19 protein-coding genes and 1 tRNA gene are annotated in these 23,934 nt (G+C 60.7%); 12 read left to right on the top strand and 8 right to left on the bottom strand.

All coding sequences use genetic code 11. From position 1 onward, the window contains the following. The first annotated feature begins 1 nt into the window (after position 1). The gene (locus tag DQ397_RS23660; protein WP_043208965.1) at positions 2 to 1,348 is read left to right on the top strand and encodes an OprD family porin; all 1,347 of its coding nucleotides are present in this window, start codon (positions 2 to 4) and stop codon (positions 1,346 to 1,348) included. 15 nt (positions 1,349 to 1,363) lie between these two features. Here the strand turns inward: DQ397_RS23660 and DQ397_RS23655 are convergent, their stop codons facing one another. The 6 genes from DQ397_RS23655 to csiR form a co-directional block, all read right to left on the bottom strand. Next, a complete protein-coding gene (locus tag DQ397_RS23655; RefSeq protein WP_043208966.1) occupies positions 1,364 to 1,918 on the bottom strand; it encodes a helix-turn-helix domain-containing protein in 555 nt (184 codons plus the stop codon). Between the two features lie 149 nt (positions 1,919 to 2,067). Next, complete coding sequence (locus DQ397_RS23650; protein WP_043208969.1) at positions 2,068 to 3,426, bottom strand: aspartate aminotransferase family protein; 1,359 nt, start codon at positions 3,424 to 3,426, stop codon at positions 2,068 to 2,070. A gap of 70 nt (positions 3,427 to 3,496) precedes the next feature. Further along, positions 3,497 to 4,270, bottom strand: coding sequence for a gamma-glutamyl-gamma-aminobutyrate hydrolase family protein (locus DQ397_RS23645; RefSeq protein WP_043208971.1), 774 nt, complete (start codon positions 4,268 to 4,270; stop codon positions 3,497 to 3,499). 78 nt (positions 4,271 to 4,348) lie between these two features. Then, positions 4,349 to 5,695: a glutamine synthetase family protein gene (locus DQ397_RS23640; protein WP_043208972.1), complete on the bottom strand. Its 1,347-nt coding sequence runs from the start codon at positions 5,693 to 5,695 to the stop codon at positions 4,349 to 4,351. 28 nt (positions 5,696 to 5,723) lie between these two features. Then, positions 5,724 to 6,278 (bottom strand): XRE family transcriptional regulator, encoded by a 555-nt coding sequence (locus DQ397_RS23635; RefSeq protein ID WP_043208973.1) that lies wholly within the window; start codon positions 6,276 to 6,278, stop codon positions 5,724 to 5,726. Positions 6,279 to 6,588: 310 nt separating this feature from the next. After that, on the bottom strand, positions 6,589 to 7,281 hold the full coding sequence (gene csiR, locus DQ397_RS23630; protein WP_043208975.1) for a DNA-binding transcriptional regulator CsiR: 693 nt from the start codon (positions 7,279 to 7,281) through the stop codon (positions 6,589 to 6,591). 180 nt (positions 7,282 to 7,461) lie between these two features. On the opposite strand from csiR, the gene glaH reads away from it, so the two are divergent. The 8 genes from glaH (at position 7,462) to DQ397_RS23590 (ending at position 16,907) form a co-directional block, all read left to right on the top strand. Further along, the gene (gene glaH / locus DQ397_RS23625) at positions 7,462 to 8,448 is read left to right on the top strand and encodes a glutarate dioxygenase GlaH (protein WP_043208977.1); all 987 of its coding nucleotides are present in this window, start codon (positions 7,462 to 7,464) and stop codon (positions 8,446 to 8,448) included. A gap of 55 nt (positions 8,449 to 8,503) precedes the next feature. Then, positions 8,504 to 9,745, top strand: coding sequence for an L-2-hydroxyglutarate oxidase (gene lhgO / locus DQ397_RS23620; RefSeq protein WP_043208979.1), 1,242 nt, complete (start codon positions 8,504 to 8,506; stop codon positions 9,743 to 9,745). Between the two features lie 383 nt (positions 9,746 to 10,128). Further along, positions 10,129 to 11,661 carry a sensor domain-containing diguanylate cyclase gene (locus DQ397_RS23615; protein WP_043208981.1) on the top strand — a complete coding sequence of 511 codons (1,533 nt, stop codon included), beginning with the start codon at positions 10,129 to 10,131 and terminating at the stop codon, positions 11,659 to 11,661. Positions 11,662 to 11,668: 7 nt separating this feature from the next. After that, positions 11,669 to 12,922 carry an arsenic transporter gene (locus tag DQ397_RS23610; protein WP_043208982.1) on the top strand — a complete coding sequence of 418 codons (1,254 nt, stop codon included), beginning with the start codon at positions 11,669 to 11,671 and terminating at the stop codon, positions 12,920 to 12,922. Positions 12,923 to 13,128: 206 nt separating this feature from the next. Further along, positions 13,129 to 14,898 carry a copper resistance system multicopper oxidase gene (locus tag DQ397_RS23605; protein WP_043208985.1) on the top strand — a complete coding sequence of 590 codons (1,770 nt, stop codon included), beginning with the start codon at positions 13,129 to 13,131 and terminating at the stop codon, positions 14,896 to 14,898. 14 nt (positions 14,899 to 14,912) lie between these two features. Beyond that, positions 14,913 to 15,233 carry a hypothetical protein gene (locus DQ397_RS23600; protein WP_043208987.1) on the top strand — a complete coding sequence of 107 codons (321 nt, stop codon included), beginning with the start codon at positions 14,913 to 14,915 and terminating at the stop codon, positions 15,231 to 15,233. Further along, positions 15,223 to 16,167, top strand: coding sequence for a copper resistance protein B (locus DQ397_RS23595; protein WP_148921636.1), 945 nt, complete (start codon positions 15,223 to 15,225; stop codon positions 16,165 to 16,167). The genes DQ397_RS23600 and DQ397_RS23595 overlap by 11 nt, the downstream gene beginning before the upstream one ends. A gap of 8 nt (positions 16,168 to 16,175) precedes the next feature. Continuing rightward, positions 16,176 to 16,907 carry a cytochrome c gene (locus DQ397_RS23590; protein WP_043208989.1) on the top strand — a complete coding sequence of 244 codons (732 nt, stop codon included), beginning with the start codon at positions 16,176 to 16,178 and terminating at the stop codon, positions 16,905 to 16,907. Positions 16,908 to 16,957: 50 nt separating this feature from the next. On the opposite strand, the gene DQ397_RS23585 is transcribed toward DQ397_RS23590, so the two are convergent. After that, positions 16,958 to 18,061 (bottom strand): GlxA family transcriptional regulator, encoded by a 1,104-nt coding sequence (locus DQ397_RS23585; protein WP_043208990.1) that lies wholly within the window; start codon positions 18,059 to 18,061, stop codon positions 16,958 to 16,960. A 744-nt stretch (positions 18,062 to 18,805) separates the two neighbouring features. On the opposite strand from DQ397_RS23585, the gene DQ397_RS23580 reads away from it, so the two are divergent. Further along, positions 18,806 to 20,548 (top strand): EAL domain-containing protein, encoded by a 1,743-nt coding sequence (locus DQ397_RS23580; protein WP_043208991.1) that lies wholly within the window; start codon positions 18,806 to 18,808, stop codon positions 20,546 to 20,548. Positions 20,549 to 20,737: 189 nt separating this feature from the next. On the opposite strand, the gene DQ397_RS23575 is transcribed toward DQ397_RS23580, so the two are convergent. Beyond that, positions 20,738 to 20,814 (bottom strand) — tRNA-Val (locus tag DQ397_RS23575). Positions 20,815 to 21,072: 258 nt separating this feature from the next. Between DQ397_RS23575 and DQ397_RS23570 the strand changes: the two genes are divergently transcribed. Together DQ397_RS23570 and DQ397_RS23565 are read left to right on the top strand one after the other, a co-directional pair. Then, a complete protein-coding gene (locus DQ397_RS23570; protein ID WP_043208992.1) occupies positions 21,073 to 22,236 on the top strand; it encodes an aromatic ring-hydroxylating dioxygenase subunit alpha in 1,164 nt (387 codons plus the stop codon). 18 nt (positions 22,237 to 22,254) lie between these two features. After that, positions 22,255 to 23,916 carry a choline dehydrogenase gene (locus DQ397_RS23565; protein WP_043208993.1) on the top strand — a complete coding sequence of 554 codons (1,662 nt, stop codon included), beginning with the start codon at positions 22,255 to 22,257 and terminating at the stop codon, positions 23,914 to 23,916. The last annotated feature ends 18 nt before the right edge of the window (positions 23,917 to 23,934 follow it).

Here is a 23,934-nt window from a genome sequence, read left to right as displayed (position 1 = left end):
GATGACCCTGTTCAATCGCATCGCCCTGCTGCTGCCGCTGGCAGGCGCCTCGTCTGCGGCAATGGCCGACGCCGCGCAATCGCACGCCGAAGGGTTCCTCGACGGCAGCACCTGGAGCGTGCTCAACCGCAGCGTGCTCGACCAGCGCGACTATCGCCATGGCTCACGCAACAGCAGTGCCCGCAACGCCTTCAAGCCGCGCCGCGAACGCAGCGACCAGGCCGGAGAATGGGCCTACGGCCTGATGGGTAGTCTTCAGTCCGGTTTCACCCAAGGGCGAGTCGGTGTCGGCCTGGACGCGCACGCCTACCTCGGCGTGCAACTCGACAGCGGCGGCGGCCGCGCCGGCAAGGCGCGCTTGCTCGCGCTGGACAACGACGGCCATCCGAAAACGCAATACGGCCGTGGCGGTGCGGCGGTGAAACTGCGTTTCTCCAACACTGTGTTGTCGTATGGCGAACAACGGATCAAGACGCCCGTGTTCAGTTCATCCGACAGCCGCCTGCTGCCTGAGACCACCACCGGGTGGTTTCTCGACAGCAAAGAGATCCCGACGCTCAGGCTGGTCGCGGGTCACTTCAACGAAAACACCGACCGCAATGCGTCGAGCCACGACCAAGGCTTCGTGGTGAACTACACCAATGCCCGTCAAGGCAACACGTTCGACCTGGCCGGCATGGTGTGGGCTCCCAATGCCCGGGTCAGCGCCAGCCTCTATACCTCGCGCTACGAAGACACCTGGAACCAGCACTACTTCGGCAGCACCTTGAGCCATGCCCTGGATGATCGACGCAGCCTGGGCCTGGACCTGAACCTGTACCGCACCACCGATACCGCAGACGCCTTGTCAGGCCGTATCGACAACACCACCTGGAGCCTGGTGTCCCGCTACAGCGACGGCCCGCATACGTTCAGCCTCGGCTGGCAACAGGTCGATGGAAGCACCCCGTTCGACTACGTGACCCGGGGTGCGATCTACCTCGGCAATGCGGTGCAGTTGTCCGACTTCAACGCACCGAACGAAAAATCCTGGCAGGCGCGGTATGACCTGGACCTGGGCCCCTACGGCGTGCCCGGCTTGGACCTGACGGCGTTGTATGTGCGCGGGTTCGATATCGACGGCACCCATGCCGACCCGGACGGCGGCTACGCCTACCTCGGCTACGGCAAAGGCGGCAAGCATTGGGAGCGGGACCTGCAGGTACGGTATGTGGTGCAGAGCGGCAATGCCAAGGGCATGGTGTTTTCGCTGCGGCACAACGTGCACCGGGGCAACGCCGCACAGGCAGAACTCGATGCCGACCAGATACGCCTGGCGGTGGAATATCCGATAGGAGGGAAGCTCTAGGCGCTGGACGAGCCCTCAGTTGAACACCCAGAGCACGCGGGTCGGCTTGTCCGTCAGGTTGGCATAACGGAAACGCGCGTGAGGTTGGAGCTGGAAACTGTCATTGGGGTGGAGCGTCACCGGATCGCCGTCATCCAGCCAGACAGTCAGTTCGCCTTCGAGCACGAAACAGCCCTGCTCCGAACTGTCGTCCAGATACTCTTCCCCGCTCGAGGCCCCAGGTTCGAGGTGGCTGTCGAGCATCGAGAAACCACCGGCGATGGTGGGCGACACGAGCACATCGGTAATCCCCCCTCCCAGATGTAGCGTACGGCGCTCATCCGGTCGCGTGACCCAGTCGAGCGCGCGGGGTTTTTCCAGGCTATAGAAGTAGGCCGTCGAGACCCCCAGCGTCTCGCTGATCGCCGTTAGGTCCGCCACGGTTGGGCGTGACACGCCCCGCTCGACCTGGGATAGAAAGCCCACCGAACGACCGATGCGCTGCGCGAGTTCGCCCAGAGTCAAGCCCTTGAACTTGCGCAGATCGCGAATGAGTATGGCGAGCCCTTCAATTTCTTCGTGCACTTTCATCGTGTGGTCTTAGCGGTGGGAGCGATGGTGTCGACGGAGGGTATTGGAGTGGGCCGTGCAAGGCAAGATCAAGGATCGAAGGGGACGGACTGGGCGGGCACGATGCCTGAAGAGCACCTCGGCAGGGAGCCTGCCGAGGTGCCGCAGGCTTACTGGACAGCCTGGTAAGTCAGGTCCAGGCACTTGCGGGCCTTTTCCACCAGCTCGTCGATCTCTTCGGTGCTGATCACCAGAGGTGGTGCGATGATCATGGTGTCGCCCACGGCGCGCATGATCAAGCCATTGTCGAAGCAGTGCTGGCGGCAGATCATGCCGATGCCCTTGCCTTCGTAGCGGGCCCGTGTGGCCTTGTCCTTGACCAGCTCGATCGCGCCGAGCATGCCCAGGCCACGCACTTCACCCACCAGCGGGTGATCGGCCAGTTCACGCAGACGTTTTTGCAAGTACGGTGCAGTGACGTCACGCACCTGCTCGATGATCTTCTCGTCGCGCAGGATACGCAGGTTTTCCAGGCCCACCGCCGCTGCCACCGGGTGGCCGGAATAGGTAAAGCCATGGTTGAAGTCGCCGCCTTCGCTGATCACTTTGGCCACGTCGTCCCGCACGATCACACCGCCCATGGGGATGTAGCCGGAGGTCAGGCCCTTGGCGATAGTCATCAGGTCGGGCTTGAGGTCGTAGTAGTCGGTGCCGAACCACTGACCGGTACGGCCAAAGCCACAGATCACTTCGTCAGCCACGAACAGGATGTCGTACTTGGCCAGGATCTGCTTGATCTTCGGCCAGTAGGTCTGCGGCGCAATGATCACGCCGCCTGCGCCCTGGATCGGCTCGGCGATGAAGGCGGCGACATTGTCCTCGCCTACTTCCAGGATCTTCTTCTCCAGTTGTTCAGCCGCCCACACGCCGAACTCGGCCTCGGACATGTCGCCGCCTTCACCGAACCAGTACGGCTGGGGGATATGCACGATATCCGGCAGCGAACCGCCCTGCTGGTGCATGCCGCTCATGCCGCCCAGGCCGGCACCCGCCACGGTGGAGCCGTGGTAACCGTTGATGCGGCCGATGATGACCTTCTTGTCCTTCTTGCCCTTGATCGCCCAGTAATGGCGAACCATGCGCAGCACGGTGTCGTTGCCTTCGGAGCCGGAGCCGGTGAAGAACACATGGTTCATGCCCTGCGGGGCCACATCGGCGATTGCCTTGGCCAGCTCCAGCGCTGGCGGGTGCGCGGTCTGGAAGAACAGGTTGTAGTACGGCAGTTCTTTCATCTGCCGGGCAGCCACGTCGGCCAGTTCGTCACGACCGTAGCCGACGGCCACGCACCACAGGCCCGCCATGCCGTCGAGGATCTTGTGGCCTTCGCTGTCCCAAAGATAAACGCCCTTGGCCGAGGTGATGATGCGCGGGCCTTTCTCGGCCAGTTGCTTGACGTCGCTGAACGGCGCCAGATGATGGTCTCGGCTCATGGCTTGCCAGGCAAGCGTCTGGGAATTCTTTTCACTCATTTATTACTCTCCTTAACGAGGCGCAGCCGGGCTGCGTAAAAACATTCAACGTTTCAATAGCGTTCACGGCTCAGGCGGTTTTCAACATCAACTGACGCAATACCGAGCGTTGCCGGCAGGCTTTGCCAAAGGTCTGGAAGATCGTCAGGTAATGCGGGTTTTCAAGTACCCGGAACTCCGGATGCCACTGAACGGCCAGGGCAAAGCTCTTGCTGCCTTCAACCGAGATCGCTTCCACAAGCCCATCCGGTGCCAACGCCTCCACCCTCAGCCCCGGCGCCAGCACATCGATGCCCTGGCCATGGATGGAGTTGACGTCGATGACCGCGGGCAAGCCCATACGGTCCATCAGGCCGCCTGGCTGGATATGCATTGCGTGGCGCGGGCCATACTGCTGGTCCACAGGCTCGTCCTTGCCTTCGCGGTGATCCATGAACAGACCGGTCTCATGGACCTTCTGGTGCAGGGTGCCCCCGAGCGCCACATTCATTTCCTGGAAACCCCGGCAGATGCCGAGCACCGGCACACCAGCGGCGATGGCCGCACGCATCAGCGGCAACGTCGTGGCATCGCGCAACGGATCGTGATGGGTGCCCGGCTCACTGGCCGGGCCGTTGTAGTGGAATGGTTCGATGTTGGACGGCGAGCCGGTGAAGATCAGCCCATCCACTGTGTCGACGATGTCGGCGGTATCCATCAGTTCACCGAGACTGGGAATCACGATGGGCAAGCCACACGCCGCCTTGGCCGCGGCGCGCGCATACTTCTCACTGATCGTCTGGGTCGCATGCTGTTCAATCATGCGAGTGCATGCAGTGATGCCGATAACGGGCACGCGTGGCATATCATCCTCCGGCAAATCAATATTGCGAGTTATTCAAACTGATTAAGAAAGTGGGGCGCAGTTGGGTGAAACGGATGCTCACAAGAACCAGCGATATTCACGCGCGTTGATGGCGTTCATGAAATCCAGTTGTTCCTGGCGTTTGTTTTCGCAATAGACCATCACGAACTCACTGCCCAGCCCCTCGTTGACCACCGGATGGTTGCGCATCGAAGCCACCGCGCTCAGGGCATCCTTGGGGAAATCGATACCGCTCGTGCGATCGTCATTGAGCGGTGCGATGGGCTCCACGCCGCGATCAAGGCCATGCTCCATGCCAGTGAGAATGGCCGCCAGCACCAGGTACGGGTTGGCATCGGCGCCGGCCAGGCGGTGTTCGATGCGCAGGTTGCGTGGATCGGACTCGGGAATGCGAATGCACGCATCCCGGTCCTCGAAGCCCCAGCTGGCCACACTCGCGGCGTTGACCATGGCGCCGTAGCGGCGGTAGGCGTTGTGATTAGGGGCGAAGATCGGCATGCAGTGGGGCAGCAGCTCCAGGCAACCGGCGACGGCATGGCGCAGGTTGCGTTGTCCGTAACCGGCCAACAGGTTGTTGCCGGCCTCATCGTAGAGACTGACATGCACATGCATGCCGCTGCCCGGTGCGTCCAGGTAAGGTTTGCTCATGAAGCTGGCGCGATAGCCATGTTTCATGGCGACACCGCGCGTACTGCGGCAGAACAAGGCTGACCAGTCCGCCGCGCTCAGCGCGTCGTCACTGTGGGAGAAGTTGATCTCGAACTGGCCAGGGCCCAGTTCCGCGGTGATGACGTTCGCCGGCACACCCTGCTCGTTGGCGACATCCACCATCTCATGCAGCACGGACGAGAACCGCGACAGCCGTTCGATGTGCATGTTCGGCTGGTCGTCCTGGTCGCCGGTAGCGACATCGCGTGGGTACTGCGGCAGGCCGTCCTTGAGCGCGGGGTCGAACAGGTAGAACTCAAGCTCAAAGGCAACCACCGGACGAATGCCACGACTGGCCAGACGTCGCAGCACCCGGGCCAGCACTTCGCGGGGCTCGAACTCGATGGGCTTGGCGGTGCCATCGGAGGTGATCATCATCTGAGCGATCGCCTCCTTTTCCCAGCGCACCGGTTTCAGGGTGCCAGGCACCAGGCGCCGCGGTGCATCCGGGTCACCATCGGCAAAGCAATAGTCGCCAATCTTGTAGAGGCCACCCTGGGTCCCCAGCAACACACAGTTCTGCGGCAACTTCAAAGGCGCGCCTGCAGCCACTTTCTCCAGCATGTCCATGGGGTAGCGCTTGCCATAAAAATGCCCGGGAATATCCAGCGCAATCAGGTCGACGTAACGCACGTCTGGGTGTTGGGCGCGAAAAGCGCGCACTTCAGTCAGCAGATCCGGAAAGATGACACTCATCTTCTTGTCCTTGTGAGGTGAAACGAATTCAGTTGAAGACCCAGAGCACGCGGGTGAGCCTGTCCGTGAGGTTGGCGTAACGCAAACGCGCATGAGGTTGCAGCTGGAAGCTGTCGTTGGCGTGCAGCGTCACGGCATCGCCGTCGTCCAGCCAGACCGTCAGTTCGCCTTCGAGCACAAAGCAGCCCTGCTCCGAGCGATCGCTCAGGTGCTCGGGGCCACTGCTCGCACCAGGCTCGAGGCGGCTGTCGAGCATCGAGAAGGCGCCCGAGATCGTCGGTGAGGCCAGCACATCGGTGATACCCGAACCGAAGTACAACGTGCGCCGCTCATGAGGGCGGGTCACCCAGCTGACGGCGCGGGGCTTGCTCAGGTTGTAGAAATACGCGGTCGAGACGCCGAGTGTTTCGCTGATGGCGGTGAGGTCGGCCACGGTCGGGCGCGAAACACCCCGTTCAACTTGGGAAAGAAAACCAACCGAACGGTCGATGCGTTCAGCCAGCTCGCCCAGCGTCAGATTCTTGAACTTGCGCAGGTCATGAATGAGGATCGCCAAGGCTTCAACTTCTTCGTCCATCTTCATCGCTCAGAGGCAGCCGTGAAATTATTGGATTTATTTTTCATGAAAAAATACATGAAAAATTTCACGCGTCAAGCCAGGCGCAGCAAACGGCTGCCACCCATAGCCAGGGATTCAGATGAGGTCGGGGGACGTCAGGCGCGCGGCCATCGTAGGCTTCGCCAGCGCCTACAAGAGAGGACCAAGCTTTCGCCGGGGAGACTGAGGCCAACTCCTATCCAGTGAGGCGGTTTTACACTGGGGACGCTGCGCCAGGGTTCGTGGGCGCTGGCGCAGCCTGCGATCGAGTGCGAAGCACTCGCCTGCTGTTTGGCTACAAGATGTCGGATTCGCGTTCGATGATCTGCGTGATGATCGGCACCGGCGTCATCAAATGCTCCAGCATCATCTTGCTGGCCTTGGCGGCATCGCGCCCCAGAATGGTACTGACCAGCTCGGCGTGCTCTTCGCGCTTGAGCCGCAACGCCGCTTCGGACAACACCGTGCGCTTGAGCCAGATCTGCCGGTAGCGTTCGGCCTGATCCTGCAGGAAGGCACGCGCCTGCAGGAGGCTCTTGGAGCCGCAACCACTGGCAATGGCATTGTGGAAGGCTTTGTGCCGGGCATCCCAGATATCGACCATTTCCTGCGGACTGTGCAACTCGACCACCTTCGACAGCGTGTGCGAGCACGCCACGATGGACGCCTCCCAGGCTTCATCGCCCTTCTCTACCGCCAGCCCCACGATCAAGGCCTCCAGGTGAGCCCGGGCGGTGTAGACATCGAGCATCTCGTCCAACGACATCGGTGCCACCCGGTAGCCCTTCTGGTTGATCGCGCTGACCAACCGCTCCGCCACAAGCCGCGCCAACACCTCGCGCATCGGCCCCACACCGACGGCGTAACGGTCTTTCAAGGCGCTCATCAAGAGTTTTTCACCGGGGCGGAAGACGCCACGGAGAATGTCGGATTTCAAGCGCGAATAGGCAGCATCTGATGCGGTTTCAGCGAGGTCTGTGTGGTCCATCCAGAGGGCTCTCTTGCTAGGCGCACCTATCATACCGGACTCCGTTCAGACACGCAGATCGTGTACAAAACACAATAATTACGACGATATTTAAAAATGTAGACATTTTTTAATTTCGGCGATATTTTTGCCCCACGCCCTGACCCGTCCTCTCAACCGCCCGGTTAACAAGGAGTCGCCATGAACGCCCTCACCCACATCGATATGCCTGTCCTCGAGCAACCTGCCCTGCTGCACGGTTTCACCTTGCAGTCGACCTCCCAGTCCGAGCGCCTGTTGGAACTGCGCTTTGCCAAGGAGACCGTCGACGCCTTCGTCGCCGCGGTCGCCCAATGGCCGGTCCAGGCCTTGGAGTACAAATCGTTCCTGCGTTTCCAGTTCGGCAAGATCCTCGATGACCTGTGCCAGGGCACTTTGCGCCCGGTCATCGTCAACACCCTGCTCGATCGCAGCACTGGCGGCCTGCTGGTCACCCCTGAGGGCCTGGACAACGTCTCCCAGGCTGAAGACATGGTGAAACTCTCTACCGCTGTGGCCCATCTGCTGGGCCGATCGAATTTCGATGCCATGAGCGGCCAGTTCTACGCGCGCTTCGTGGTCGAGAACGTCGATAACTCCGACAGCTACCTGCGCCAGCCACACCGGGTGATGGAGCTGCACAACGACGGCACCTTCGTGAACCAGATCACCGACTATGTACTGATGATGAAAATCGACGAGCAGAACATGGAAGGCGGCAATTCCCTGTTGCTGCACCTGGACGACTGGGCTGACCTGGACCGTTTCTACAAGCACCCGCTCGCCCGTCGGGTGATGCGCTGGACCGCGCCACCGAGCAAGAACACCCGGGAGGATGTATTCCATGCCGTGTTCGATACCGACTCGGTGGGTCGCCCGACCATGCGCTACATCGACCAGTTCGTGCAGCCAGAGAACTACGAGGAAGGCACCTGGCTGTTCCAGTTGGGCGAGTCACTCGAAGGCAGTGCGCACAAGGTGTCGATTCCGGTTCCGGTCGGCTCGTTCCTGCTGATCAACAACCTGTTCTGGCTGCACGGCCGTGACCGCTTCGTCGCTCACCCGGGCCTGCGCCGCGAGTTGATGCGTCAGCGCGGCTACTTCAGCTTCCCGAAAATGGAACACCACCGGGGCCAGACCTCCAACTGATGCTCAGCATGGCCTCGGCACCTGTGGGCCGGGGCCATCTGCAAGGAACAGACTCATGTACGATTTCGTGATCATCGGCGGCGGTATCGTCGGCATGTCGACAGCGATGCAGCTGGCTGACCAGTACCCCGAGGCGCGCCTGCTGCTGCTCGAGAAAGAGAGCAGCCCAGCCCAGCACCAGACCGGCCACAACAGTGGTGTGATCCATGCGGGTGTCTACTACACGCCCGGCAGCCTGAAAGCAAAGTTCTGCCTTGAAGGCAACAAGGCCACCAAACGCTTCTGCGATGAGCACGCCATCCCCTACGACAACTGCGGAAAACTGCTCGTCGCCACCAACGAGCTGGAGATGCAGCGTATGCGCGCCCTGTGGGAGCGCACTGCGGCCAATGGCCTGGAGCGTCACTGGCTGTCGGCCGGCGAACTTCGCGAACGCGAGCCCAACATCGTCGGCCTGGGCGGGATCTTCGTGCCCTCCAGCGCCATCGTGAACTACGCTGCGGTGACCGCTCAGATGGCCAGGCAGTTCGAGAAAAAAGGCGGCACCCTGCAGTTCGATACCGAAGTCACCGGGCTGGTCGAACAGGCAGACTCGATCGTCGTCCAGACCGACCGGGGCGCTTACACGACCCGCTACCTGGTGTCGTGCTCGGGCCTGATGGCTGACCGAGTCGTACGCATGCTCGGTGTCGAGCCAGGTTTTACCATCTGCCCGTTCCGTGGCGAGTACTACCTGCTGCCACCGGAGCACAACCGGATCGTCAACCACCTGATCTACCCGATCCCGGACCCGTCCATGCCGTTCCTGGGTGTACACCTGACCCGGATGATCGATGGCACCGTCACCGTCGGGCCGAATGCAGTGCTGGCCATGAAGCGCGAGGGCTATCGCAAATCCGATGTCTCCCTGAGCGACCTGGGCAACATGCTGGGGCACCGTGGTATCCGCAAAGTGCTCAAGGACAATCTTCGCCCAGGGCTGATCGAGATGAAGAACTCGCTGTTCAAGGGGGCCTACCTCAAGACCGTGCAAAAGTACTGCCCGAGCCTCGAGAAGAAATACCTCAAGCCCTACCCGGCCGGCGTGCGCGCCCAGGCGGTGTCCAATGACGGGAAGCTCATCGATGACTTCCTGTTCGTCAACACCGCCCGTAGCGTCAACGTCTGCAATGCGCCTTCCCCGGCGGCCACCTCAGCCATTCCGATCGGGGCCTACATCGTGTCCAAGGTCCAGGAAATCGTCGGCGATGAATTCAAGAAAACGTCCGTGCCGGCACTTCAGGCCCAAGCCGTCTGAACATAGGCTGTTGCCTTCGCAAGGTGGTGCGAGCTTCCACTGGCTGGCAAGGCTGACCCAGGGCCACCGACTCGAGCTGCTCGCCCTGGCCAGTCTGTTGATCGCCGTTTTCATGCTTTGATCCCCGCCGGGCTGCCTGCTGGAAGCAATGATTCAGCAGGCAGTCATCTGACGTATTCTTCATAATATCTGTCAGACACTCCGACATAAGCAGTGTTATATTTCGCCAATTGGACCACCTGGTTACTTCTTGACCGCTAGGTTAGCCACCCGTGGCAGTGTCAGTCTGCTTGGTGTGTGGCACAGGGCCGGGAGTGCCCGTTGCGAATCCCCCACGCATTCGCGACCCGCAAGAGAAATCGGAATTCCCATCAGGTATCTATGTGAAGCGTGACATCCACCTCGTCGTTCTGCTGCTGTCGATCATCGGTTGTTCGCTCGCATCGTTGACACTGTGGAAGGTCATGGCCTCTCGCGAGCGGGCACTGGAAGACATCAATACCCACGCCTTGAACCTCACCCAGGCACTGTCCACCTATTCTGAGGGCATCGTGCGACAGAGCTCGCTGCTGTTGCTCGGCCTCATCGAGCGGCTGGAAACCGAAGGCAGCGGGCCTTCGCAGATCGAACGCCTGAGCCAGCTGGTGAGCCGTCAGCACCCGTTGATGCCGCAGTTGAGCGGCATCACCATCTATGACAAGGATGGCCGCGGGCTCATGTCCTCCAACAGCCCCATGCCCGTCGGTGCCAACAGCAGCGACCGCGCCTACTTCATCCATCACCGCGACGATCCTTCCCGCGAGCCGTTCATCGGCCTTCCTATCCGCAGCCGCACCAACCAGGAATGGGTCATCACCATCAGCCGCCGCTTCAACGATGCCCATGGCGATTTCGCCGGCGTCGTTGCCGTGACGCTGGGCGTGGAGAACTTCCTGCACCTGTTCGGACAGCTGGATGTGGGCCAGGACGGCGCCATCGGGCTGTCGTACACCGACGGGGCGATACTGGTGCGTTACCCGTTTCGCGAACAGGACATGGGGCGCAACTTCTCCAAATCGCCCATCTATGCCAAGTACCTCGTCGATCAGTCAGTGGGCACGGCCTCGTTCACCTCCAGCCTGGATGGCGTGGAGCGCCTGTATGCATTTCGCAAGAGCGACACCCTCCCCCTGGTGACAACCGTCGCCCTGGGCAAACGCGAGGCGCTCGCGGCCTGGCGCTTCGAGGCGCAACTGTCGGCGTTGGTGGTCTGCGGTCTGCTCGCCCTCACCGGCGCCATCGGCTGGCTGCTGATTCGCGCCATGGGCCGACGGATCGCCGCAGAGCGTGAGCTCAGAGAGACCCAACAACAGTTGCTCGACAGCAATCAACAGCTCGAACGCCAGGCGATGCTCGATGCTCTGACCGGACTCGCCAACCGACGCCGCTTCGACGAGGTGCTGGACGAGGAGATTCGAAGAGCCCGTCGAAGTGGGACGCCATTGTCCCTGCTGATGATCGATATCGACCACTTCAAACGCTACAACGACACCTACGGCCATCCGGCCGGCGATGCCTGCCTGCAGCGAATCGCCGGCCTGCTCACCGGCTGCATCCGTCGCCCGTGCGACCTCCTGGCACGTTACGGAGGCGAAGAAATGACAGTGGTCCTGCCCGACACCGACTGCGACGGTGCCGTCGTCGTGGCGCGGCTGATGCTGGAGTGCCTGGCCATGGCGTCCATCGCCCACCAAGGCAGCCCTTTTGGCCAGGTGACCGCCAGTATCGGCATCGCCTGCGCGGCCGGTGCCTCCCTCGACAGCAGCCAATCGCTGCTCGAACGCGCCGACCAGGCGCTCTATACCGCCAAGCAGGCGGGCCGCAATCGCCTGCATGTCGCCACGACGACCGGCATTTCCTTACCCGCTGGATCCTGAATCGAGCATGACACTCTCCAACCCCTCACTCCTCATCTGGACCGTGGCCGCCCTGGCCACCTGTGGCGTCATCCTGCGCCCCTGGCGCATCCCTGAATACGTCTGGGCCATGGGAGGCGCGCTGCTGCTGACAGGCCTGGGGCTGATTCCATTGCACCGTGCCATGGCCGCTATCGCCGAAGGCGGTGATGTCTATCTGTTTCTCATCGGCATGATGGTATTGGCCGAACTGGCACGACAGGAAGGTTTGTTCGACTGGCTCGCCCGGTACGCGGTGGGCCACGCCCGTGGCTCCGGGCAGCGGTTGTTCGACTTGGTGTTCCTGGTAGGCACGCTGGTTACCGTGTTCCTCTCCAACGATGCGACTGCCGTGGTGCTGACCCCGGCGGTCTACGCCGCCTGCCGGGCGGCCAAGGCCGAACCGCTGCCGTACCTGTTCATCTGCGCGTTCATCGCCAACGCCGCCAGCTTCGTGTTGCCGATTTCCAACCCCGCCAACCTGGTCGTATTCGGCAGCCAGATGCCGCCGCTGCTGGAATGGCTCAGGCAGTTCACTTTGCCGTCGCTGGCGGCCATCGGCCTGACCTACGCGGTCCTGCGGATCACCCAGCGTCGGCAGATTCGCCAACCCTTGGCCTTGGAAATCGACCCGCAGCCCTTGTCCCAAGGGGCCAGGCTGAGCGCCGTGGGGATTGTGCTGACCGGTACCCTGTTGCTGACGGCGTCGGCACTGGACATGCCCTTGGGCCTGCCAACCTTTTGCGCAGGTCTGGCCACCACCGGGCTGATCCACCTGCGTCAGCGACGTAGCCCGATGCCGGTGCTCAGGCACGTGGCCTGGGGCGTGCTGCCGCTGGTGGCAGGTTTGTTCGTGCTCGTCGAAGCCGTGGCCCAGACCGGCGTCATCGACCGGCTGGCTCAGGCCCTGGCGGCACGGGCCCAGGTCTCGCCCACCCAGGCCAGCTGGGCCGCAGGCGTGGGTGTCGCCCTTGCCAGCAACCTGATGAACAACCTGCCCACCGGGCTGATCGCCGGGGCCATGGGGCATCTGGTCGAGTTACCCGGACAGACGACGGCCGCGCTGCTGATTGGTGTAGACCTGGGCCCTAACCTGTCGATCACAGGCTCCCTGGCGACCTTGCTATGGCTGGTGGCAATCCGTCGCGAAGGCGAGCATGTCAGTGCCTGGCGCTTCCTGCGCCTGGGCTTGCTGGTGATGCCGCCAGCGCTGACTGCTGCATTGTTGGCATTGATGCTCTGAGCGCAAAACCAGGGCACTCAGCTCGACCTTGAGCAAGATCCTGATGCTGCTCGCCAACACCTGACAGATCTGTAATGTTGCACTCAGTTTTCTGACAGCGCTGCCTGCCTATCGTAAGCCTGGAAAGTGCGAGTGCTCTCGGGACCAAGGACGCTGACCCGATAGCCCGTACATCAGCCACTATATGACTGACTGGACGCAACGGCATGCAAAGCAAAACCACAAGACGATCCTTCGTCAAAGGCCTGGCCGCGACCGGACTACTGGGTGGATTGGGCATGTGGCGCACACCGGTCTGGGCCGTGACCAGCCCTGGCCAACCCAGCGTGCTGACGGGCACCGAGTTCGATCTGTATATCGCAGACCTGCCGGTCAACTTCACCGGCGCCGCGCGTACGGCCATGGCCATCAACGGCTCGCTGCCAGGCCCCATTCTTCGCTGGCGCGAGGGCGACACCGTCACGCTGCGTGTGCGCAACCGCTTGAAGCAGGACACCTCCATCCACTGGCACGGCATTATCCTTCCGGCGAACATGGACGGGGTGCCTGGGCTGAGCTTTCACGGCATCGCCCCCGACGGGATGTACGAGTACAGGTTCAAGGTCCAGCAGAACGGTACCTACTGGTACCACAGTCACTCTGGCCTTCAGGAACAGGTCGGGGTGTATGGCGCGCTGGTCATCGATGCCAAGGAGCCCGAGCCATTCACCTATGATCGCGATTACGTGGTCATGCTCAGCGACTGGACCGATGAGGATCCTGCCCGGGTTCTGTCCAAGCTCAAGAAACAGTCTGACTACTACAACTTCCACAAGCGCACCGTTGGCGACTTCATCGACGATGTCAGCGAAATGGGCTGGTCAGCGGCCATGGCCGATCGCAAGATGTGGGCCCAAATGAAGATGAGCCCCACCGACCTCGCCGACGTCAGTGGCTATACCTACACCTATCTGATGAATGGCCAGGCCCCTGATGGAAACTGGACCGGCCTTTTCAAACCCGGCGAGAAAATTCGGCTGCGCTTCATCAACGGCTCGGCCATGACTTATTTCGATGTACGGATCCCCGGCTTGAAGATGACTGTCGTCGCAGCGGATGGTCAGCATGTCGATCCCGTCTCGGTCGATGAATTCCGAATCGCCGTGGCGGAAACCTACGATGTCATCGTCGAGCCCGAGGACGCGCAGGCGTACACCATTTTCGCTCAGTCCATGGACCGTACCGGGTATTCCAGGGGCACCTTGGCAGTACGCGAAGGCCTGCAGGCGCCCGTCCCCGCGGTCGATCCACGCCCGCTCATCTCGATGAGCGACATGGGTATGGATCACGGCAGCATGACTGGCATGGACCACGGCCAGATGGCTGGAATGGACCACGGCAGCATGGCGGGTATGGACCACAGCCAGATGGCCGGGATGGATCACGGCAGCATGGCTGGCATGGACGGTGCCATGCAGACCCATCCTGCGTCGGAAACCAACAACCCTCTGGTCGACATGCAGACCATGACCCCGACGCCCAAGCTCAATGATCCTGGAATTGGCCTGCGCAAAAACGGCCGCCGTGTGCTGACCTACGCGGACCTGCGAAGCACCTTCGCTGACCCGGACGGCCGTGAGCCGGGGCGGACCGTGGAACTGCACCTGACCGGTCACATGGAAAAGTTCGCCTGGTCCTTCGACGGCATCAAGTTCTCCGATGCCGAGCCGCTGCGCCTGAAGTATGGCGAGCGTCTTCGCATCACGCTGGTCAACGACACCATGATGACTCACCCCATCCACCTGCATGGCATGTGGAGCGATCTGGAGGATGAACACGGCAACTTCATGGTCCGAAAACATACGATCGATATCCCCCCAGGCTCCAAACGAAGCTACCGCGTGACGGCGGATGCCTTGGGTCGTTGGGCCTATCACTGCCACCTGCTGTTCCACATGGAAATGGGCATGTTCCGAGAAGTTCGTGTGGACGAATGAACTGGAGATCTGAAATGAGCAAAACCATGAAACGAAACGCCTATGTCTTCTCTGCCGCATTGGCAGGCCTGCTGGCGGTCTACACGCCGTCCTCGTGGTCCAGCGATGATCATGAGCAACACGTTCAGAAATCTACCCAGGCTGCCGGCCAGCCCGATGCCATGAAGGGGATGGACCATGGCTCGATGAAAGGCATGGATCACAGCAAGATGAAAGGCATGGACCATGACGCGATGAAGGGCATGGATCACGGCAAGATGAAGGGCATGGATCACCGCAAGATGATGGAATCCCAGGGCGGCGACAAAGCCAAGGCAGGGAAAGATGACCAATAGGCGGGTGCGACCCTCGCTCATGGCATTGGCCATTTCCCTCGGCACACTGGGCGGGACGCCGAGCTTCGCGGCTGAAAAAATGGAGCACTCGTCGATGGACCACGGCGCCATGCAGGGCATGGACCACGGCACGATGGGTCACGGCAGCATGGAGGGGATGGACCACGGTGCCATGGATCATTCAATCATGAACCCTGGCACCGACGACGCCCCCCGAACGACCAGTCGAACCCCCATTCCGGTTCTCACGGACGCCGATCGCAAGGCCGCGTTTCCCCCGCTGGACGGTCACAAGATGCATGACAGCGCGATCAACAGCTTCTTCTTGCTCGATCAGCTGGAATATCAGGACGCAGAAGAAGGCAGTGCGCTGGCCTGGGATGCCTCGGGATGGGTGGGGGGCGATATCAATCGGTTGTGGATCCGCTCCGAAGGCGAACGGACCAACGGGGTGACCGAGGATGCCGAGTTGCAATTGCTCTATGGCCGCGCCATCGGCCCTTGGTGGGACGTGGTGGCCGGGGTTCGCCAGGACTTCAAGCCCGAATCACCGCAGACCTGGGCAGCGTTTGGTGTGCAGGGCATGGCGCTTTACGACTTCGAAGCCGAAGCCACTGCGTTCATTGGCGAGAATGGTCAGACAGCCGCGCGTCTTGAGGGCGAGTACGACATTCTGTTGACCAATCGCCTGATCCTGCAGCCCATCGCCGAGGCCAACTTCTATGGGAAGAACGATCCTGCGCGCGGCGTCGGTTCGGGCCTTGCCAACACCGAAGTCGGCCTGCGTCTTCGTTATGAAATCGTTCGTCAATTCGCGCCGTACATCGGCGTTACCTGGAGCCGCTCCTACGGCAAGACCGCTGACCTGATTCGCGACGAAGACGGGGATGTGGAAGAGGCGCGCTTCGTTGCCGGGATTCGGATGTGGTTCTGAGACCTTGAATGAAAAGAACAATGACAACGCTCGTGGTCGCAGGCGCGGTAGCGAGTGCCGCCGTGTTGGGCGCCGCCTACTCGGGCCTGGTCAACGTGGGCGCCGATGATCCCCACTTCCCCGCCGTGCATGCCTTCCTGGTCATGGCCCGGGAGCGCTCCATCGAAGTGCGCGCCAGGGATATCGAGGTGCCGAACCTCAAGGATGAAGCACTGATCCGCACGGGAGCGGGCAACTACAACGCCATGTGCGTCGGGTGCCACCTCGCCCCTGGGGTTGACCAGACCGAACTCAGCCAAGCGCTCTACCCCCCGCCTCCGAACCTGGCCAAGATCGGGACCGGTGATAATCCCGCCGTGGCGTTCTGGACCATCAAGCATGGCATCAAGGCCACAGGCATGCCGGCATGGGGCAAGAGCATGGGGGATCAGTACATCTGGGGGATCGTCGCCTTCCTCGATCGACTGCCCCAGATGGACGCTCAGCAGTATCAGGCGATGGTGGCGAGCAGTGGCGGCCACCAGCACAGCGGTGGTGAGAGTGCGATGCACAGCGCTGGAGGCCACCATGGTCAGGGTACGGAGCAATCGAAGGCGCATCATCCACCCTCCGACTCAGCACACAGCTCAGGTCACCACGATGGGCATGGCGGGGCCGAAACGGACGTTGCCCAGCCCGCCACACCTTCGCCAACGACGCATGTCCACCAAGATGGAAAAGAGCACACCCACGGAAACTGAAGGGTCACTGGCGGGAGGGGTCGCTGTGCCCCTACCCGTTTTGCGCAGGGTTAAAGTTTTAACTTCACGCTCGCGAAAGTCGACTCGCTTTGTGCTTGGTCGAGCGAACTTTTAGTGGTGTCGTCTGGCCCCTTTGTCTCGTCGTCATCCAGCAGCAGCTTTTGCGAAGTATTGGAGGTAGCTCTTTCGTTTTTCGGTGGCGCTCCGAAGTATTCCCGGTAGCACTTGGAAAAGTGCGGCGTGGAGACAAAGCCCACCACGGAAGCCACCTCGATGATCGACATGTGCGTTTGCTTGAGTAATTGACGCGCCCGGACAAGACGCAACCGCAGATAATAACGAGAGGGGGTACAGTTCAGGTTTTTCTGAAACAATCGTTCAAGTTGGCGCCGTGAAATATTCACATATTTGGCCAGCTCATCCAGATCAATCAACTCCTCCAGATTGGCCTCCATCAGCGCGACGATTTCCTGCAACTTCGGCTGATTGGTGCCGAGCATATGCTTGAGCGGCACACGCTGATGGTCCTGCTCATTACGAATACGCTCATACACGAACATTTCTGAAATGGCCGCCGAGAGTTCTCGACCGTGCTCGCGACTGATCAGGTGCAGCATCATGTCCAAGGGGGCTGTGCCTCCCGAACTGGTGAAGCGGTTGCGATCCAGGCTGAACAAGCGGGTACTCATGTTTACCCGCGGAAAGGCTTCCTGCATCGCGCCCAGGCACTCCCAATGCACGCTGCAATCGAAACCGTCGAGCAACCCGGCGCAGGCAAGCGCCCAACTGCCGGTGCATACCCCGCCCAAGCGCCGCGACTTGCGCGCCTGGGCCTGTAGCCAAGTGATATGTTCACGGGTGACGGTGCGTTGAATGCCGACGCCACCGCAGACAATCACGGTATCCATCGGCGGCGCGTTGTGCATGGCGGCGTCGGGGACAATCTGCAAGCCATCGCTGGCCCAGACTTGGCCACCATCGACGGTCAGGGTGTGCCAACGGTAGAGCTCGCGTCCAGAAAGCTGGTTGGCCATGCGCAGCGGTTCGACGGCGGACGCCAGGGAGATCAGCGTGAAACTGTCCAGCAAAAGAAAGCCGATGGACTGGGGAGGAAAGCCGTTTTGAGCAGGCTTTCCGTCCTTTTGCGACGACATACAGATACCTCTTCGACATGCAGGCGAGCACCCATCACGGGCTACTTTTAATAATTCTCGAAATAATCGATATATTAAAATTTGTTTTTTTAGTTATTTGAAAATTGCAACGTTAATCCTGCGGTCGCAAAGACGCCGTGTTTTTTTGAACCGTCGTTCAACAATACCACTTAGCACGCTAACTTGTTTTAGCCCCAACGGGGTGCGAGCCGTCAATATGAAAGCAGCTTTCGCTTGGGAAGCGACACGATTTAGCTTTCACACATTCGCCGTATTGGCCTGATGAGACATGCATTGGTCGACTAATTATTCTTACTTTACTAGAGGGTCAATGTACGTGCTGGGTTTAAAGGGTACGTAATCTGTTTACGTCATTTTTTTGCCCATGTGCGACCTGCCGGTGCAGGCCGGTGGGGCCGATTTAGCATCGATCACCCAAGGTACCGCCCATCAGGCAAGTGCACCCCTTCCCGCTTATAAAGAAGGCCATTGGCCTTTATCCATGCAGCCTATCGCATGTGACTTTGCCCGGACCGGCCCGCTGCAGCTGTACGGCCACGATCGATAAAAATATTCCCCGCCAGCGAAAGATTTCCTCTCTGCAGCAAAAACTCACTCTCTAAAAAGCTTAATAATCATGTGGTTTTAGCCATTACTGAAACACGTTTTCAGTGCACGAACCCCTACTGCGCAACACCAAAATTGCAGCGTCCTGACCGTGGACCGAAAGGAATTTGAAGCGCAATGCAACGCTTGAAAACTGATCTGTGCAACATTGACCTCTCCATGTTTGAAGTATTCACCGACGCTTCGATGCATACCGTGGTAATCATTAATGAACGGGGTATCGTCCAAGCGGTCAGCCGCTCGGTCCAACAAGACTTTGGCTATGGGCAAGAAGAACTCATTGGGCGAAACGTGTCGTGCTTGATGCCTACGGATTATGCAAAAGCCCATGACGGCTATTTGGCCAATTATTCCAAGACCGGGAATCGAACGATAATTGGCGTAGGTCGTGAAGTCGTGGGGCAGCGCAAGGACGGCTCACAGTTCCCCATGTACCTGAATGTCAGTGAATTTCAATTCGACGGGCGTAAGGCTTTTGTCGGCATCTGCTATGACATCAGCGAGCGGCGCCGGTTATCGGAGCGCATCATCCAACTGGCTGCGCATGACAGCCTCACCGGCTGCCTCAATCGCCATCAACTGATCAAAACCCTGGACAACGCGCTAGTGCAATGCCGGATACAACACGAGCAACTTGCCGTGTTGTATATCGACCTGGATGGTTTCAAGCAGATCAACGACAACTACAGCCACACCATCGGCGATAAAGTGCTGACACAAGTCGCAGAGCGCTTTCGTGCCAGCCTTCGCGAAAACGACAGTTTGGGACGGATTGGCGGCGATGAGTTCATCGCACTCATCACCTCGAGTGACGAGCTCACGCTGCAAGCAGTCTCCCATCGCCTGTTGCATAGCTTGGAAGACCCCTTCTTGATCAATGACATGCCGCTAAGAGTCTCCGCCAGTATCGGCATAAGTTTGTATCCCCAACATGGAGAAACCAGCGATGCATTGGTCAGCGCTGCGGACATTGCCATGTACCAGGCAAAGTCCAGTGACCGCATGCAGACATGCCTGTTCGACCAAGAGATGCGAAAAAAATCAGAGTACGTTTTCCAACTCTCGACGCGTTTGCGCGAGGCCATCCAGAAAGAAGAATTCGAGCTGCATTACCAATTGCAGTTCGACCTGCAAAGCCGAGCCCCTTGCGGACTGGAAGCCTTGATACGTTGGCGTGACCACAGCGGCACGCTCATCGCGCCGAATGAGTTCCTACCCATCGCGCAAACCTATGGGCTGATGCCAGAGCTGACGCGGTGGGTACTGGATAAAGCCTGCCAAGACAATGCCCGACTGATCGAAGAGGGCCTGTTGGATGTCCCCGTCGCAGTGAACATCAGTGCCAGTTCATTTTGCAGTTACGACTTCGTGCAAACGGTGACCAACCTTTGCGATGCAGCCCGCCTGCCCACCAACCGCCTGGAAATCGAAATCATCGAAGATGTCGCCATGCACAATCTGGAGTTGGTGACCGAGCACGCACGCGCGCTGAATCACGCTGGGATTTCACTGTCCATGGACGACTTCGGAACCGGCTACTCGTCACTGAGTCGTCTGCGCGGCTTGCACTTTCATAAATTGAAAATCGATCGGTCTTTTGTAAAGGAACTTTCTGATAATACCTCCGACCAAGCCATCGTCCGTGCGATCTTGGGGATTGCCCATGCGCTGGATATGCAGGTGGTGGCCGAAGGTATCGAAACGCAGGCGCAACTTGAGTGGCTTCGCGACAAAGGCTGCGAACAAGGCCAAGGCTTCTGGCTCGCCCATCCCTTGCCACTGGGGGCGTTGATCGAGTGGTTACAGAGCCAACCTCGTCACACCATGCCCTGCAGCCAGGCGCCTAGAAAGGTGCACTGAACACTTTCAGCGGACCTGTCGCTGTCACGGGACAGGTCCGGGCCTACTTCGAGATGAACACGCGCCTAATTCCAACCTGTATGTGTGAAGTGGCCCTTCTTAGGCGGGGTTTGCAACAACTTTGCAAACGAAAAAAGGGCGACCCTTGCGGATCGCCCTTTTCGTGCCCGGAAACCCGGGGCTTTTGTTTGGTAGGCACAATTGGACTCGAACCAACGACCCCCACCATGTCAAGGTGGTGCTCTAACCAACTGAGCTATGTGCCTGTCGTGTGGCGCGCATATTAAGGGGGCGCCCCCCAGCTGTAAAGCGCTTTTTTCAAAAAAATCAAAAACTTTGCCAACGGTGCCAGGCCAGGGGCGAAGACCGCGCCCCAAGGGCACGTTCCTATCGCCGTAGCACTCCCGCCAACACAGGCGAATGTTGTCGCTTTCCATCAAGAGCGCCTGTTGCCCCTCCCCTAGATTAACTTCCGAGCAAGCCCCTGACCGAACCCAAGGGGCAATGTCTGGAGGAGACCAGCCATGCAATCCGTCGAACAGTTCAAGCACAGCACTTGCATTGCAGATTGGGCCGATCAGCGCCCGGAACAGGCGTTCACCCTGCCCTCGCGTTACTTCTTCGATGAGCAGATTTTCGCCGCCGAACGCGACCGCATCTTCATGAGCGCCTGGCACCTGGCCGGCCATCGCAACGAGTTCGCAGAGCCCGGGCAATTCGTGGTTTGCGACATCTTTGACCAGAGCGTGGTGGTGGCCTGTGGCAACGATGGCAAGATCAATGCCTTTCACAACGTCTGCCAGCACCGCGGCAATCGCTTGCTGGACGTGCGCCGGGGCAGCGACACCCGGGTGCTGCGCTGCGCCTATCACTCTTGGTGCTACGAAATGGACGGCAGCCTGCGCAGCGCACCACGTAGCGAACGGCTGATCGCCTTCGACAAGCAGCAGTTCAATATTCCCAAGGTCCGCGTCGAAGAGCTCGGTGGCTTCGTCTACTTCAACTTCGACGCCCAAGCCCCCTCGCTGGCCGAACTGTTCCCCGGCGCCGATGAAGAGATGCGAGCGGTGTTTCCCGAGCTGGGCAAGATGCGCCTGATCGAGGAGCAGGACGTGATCGTGCCGGCCAACTGGAAGGTGATCATGGACAACTCCATCGAGGGGTATCACTTCAAGCTGTCCGGCCCTTGCCATATCGACCTGGCCAAGCTGATCGACTTCAAAGGCTACCGCCTGACCAAGCGTGACAACTGGTGGACCTACATCGCCCCAGCCAACCTGCAGGCCATGGAAGCCTACGGCGTGAAACTCAGCGGGCCGCGCAACCCCGACGAGCGCTTCTTCAACATTGGCCTATGGCCGAACAACACCTTTTATACCTTCCCGTTCTCCGAGTTCCTCGGCACCTTCATCATGATTCCGCTGGACGCCGAACGCTCGCTGCTGCGCTTTGGCTACTACAGCCCGCACGAACAGGTGCCGGCGGTTTCCCATGCCTGCATGAAATGGATGAACGAAGACCTGGGCCCGGAAGACATCGAGCTCAACATCAGTGTGCAGAAAGGCCTGCACTCGCTGGGCTACGACCAAGGCCGCTACATGATCGATGCCGAACGCAGCAACGAAAGCGAGCACCTGGTGCATCACTTCCACAAGCTGGTGTTCGACGGAATCGGCGAAGGCCGCTGACCGTTGAGGGAGAGCCTTATGCTCGGGCATGAATACGACTACGTGATCATCGGCGCAGGCTCGGCCGGCTGCGTGCTGGCCAAGCGCCTGGGCGAGAACCCGGCGCTGCGCATCCTGGTGCTGGAGTCCGGCCCGCCGGACGCCAGCTGGACCATCGACATGCCCTCGGCCGTGGGCATCGTGGTGGGCGGCACGCGTTTCAACTGGCGCTACAGCAGCGAACCGGAGCCGGGCCTGGACGGCCGGCGTATCGGCACGCCACGCGGGCGCACCTTGGGCGGTTCCTCGTCGATCAACGGCATGGTCTACATCCGCGGCCATGCCCGCGACTATGACGGCTGGGCCGAGCACGGCTGCGAGGGCTGGAGCTACCGCGAGGTGCTGCCGTACTTCATCCGTGCGCAAAACCACCGGGACGGCGCCGACCGCTACCGGGGCGGGGCCGGGCTGCTCCACGTCACCCCAGGCGATACGTCGTCACCGCTGTGCCAGGCCTTCATCGAAGCCGGACAGCAAGCCGGCTACGGCGCGAGCGGCGACCTCAATGGCTACCGCCAGGAAGGCTTCGGCCCGGTCGACCGCACCACCCGCGACGGCAAGCGTTGGAGCACTGCTCGCGGCTACTTGGCCGAAGCGCTCCAAGGCGGCAACGTCACGGTCGCCACCTCGGCGCTGAGCCGCCGGATTCTGTTCGACGGCGACCAGGCCTACGGGGTGGAATTGGAAATGGACGGTGCCGTGCACCAGGTGCGCGTGCGCCGCGAAGTGCTGCTCAGCGCAGGCGCCATCAACTCGCCCCAACTGCTGATGCTCTCCGGCGTTGGCCCTGCCGAGGACCTGCAGCGCCTGGGCATTCCCGTGGTGCGGGATCTGCCAGGGGTTGGTCAGCGGCTCAACGATCATCCCGACACCGTGGTGCAGTACCGCTGCAAGCAGCCGGTGTCGATCTATCCCTGGACGCGGGCGCCAGGCAAATGGCTGATCGGCGCGCGCTGGTTCGCCAGCCACGATGGCCTGGCGGCGAGCAATCATTTCGAGGCCGGCGCCTTCATCCGTTCGCGGGCGGGCGTGGAGTTTCCCGACCTGCAACTGACCTTCATGCCCCTGGCGGTGCAACCGGGCAGCGTCGATCTGGTGCCGGAGCACGCGTTCCAGGTGCACATCGACCTGATGCGTCCCACCAGCCTGGGCAGTGTCAGCCTGACCAGCGCCGACCCGCACCAGGCGCCACGCATCCTGTTCAACTACCTCACCAGCGAACGCGACCGCGCCGACATGCGCGCCGGTGCCCGACTGGTGCGCGAGATCCTCGCGCAACCGGCGATGCGTGCCTATGCGGGCGATGAGCTGGTACCCGGTGCCGACCAAGTGAGCGATGCGCAGCTCGACGCCTGGGCGCGGCGCGTCACCGAGACCGGCTACCACGCCAGCGGCACGTGCAAGATGGGCCCGGCCGGCGATCCGGAGGCGGTGGTCGACCCGCAGTTGCGCGTGCATGGCCTGCGTGGTTTACGGGTGGTCGACGCCTCGATCATGCCGCAGATCGTCAGTGGCAACACCAACGCGCCCACGGTGATGATCGCCGAGAAGGCCAGTGACTTGATCCGCGGCCATGACCCGTTGCCGGCCAACGATGCCCCGGTGTGGATTCACCCGCACTGGCGCCAATGCCAGCGCTGAAGCGCGCTTGCCAAAGCC

This window comes from Pseudomonas sp. CK-NBRI-02, from assembly GCF_008124495.1.
Classification (GTDB): domain Bacteria; phylum Pseudomonadota; class Gammaproteobacteria; order Pseudomonadales; family Pseudomonadaceae; genus Aquipseudomonas; species Aquipseudomonas guariconensis.
This window is presented reverse-complemented; position numbering and strand designations above follow the sequence as displayed.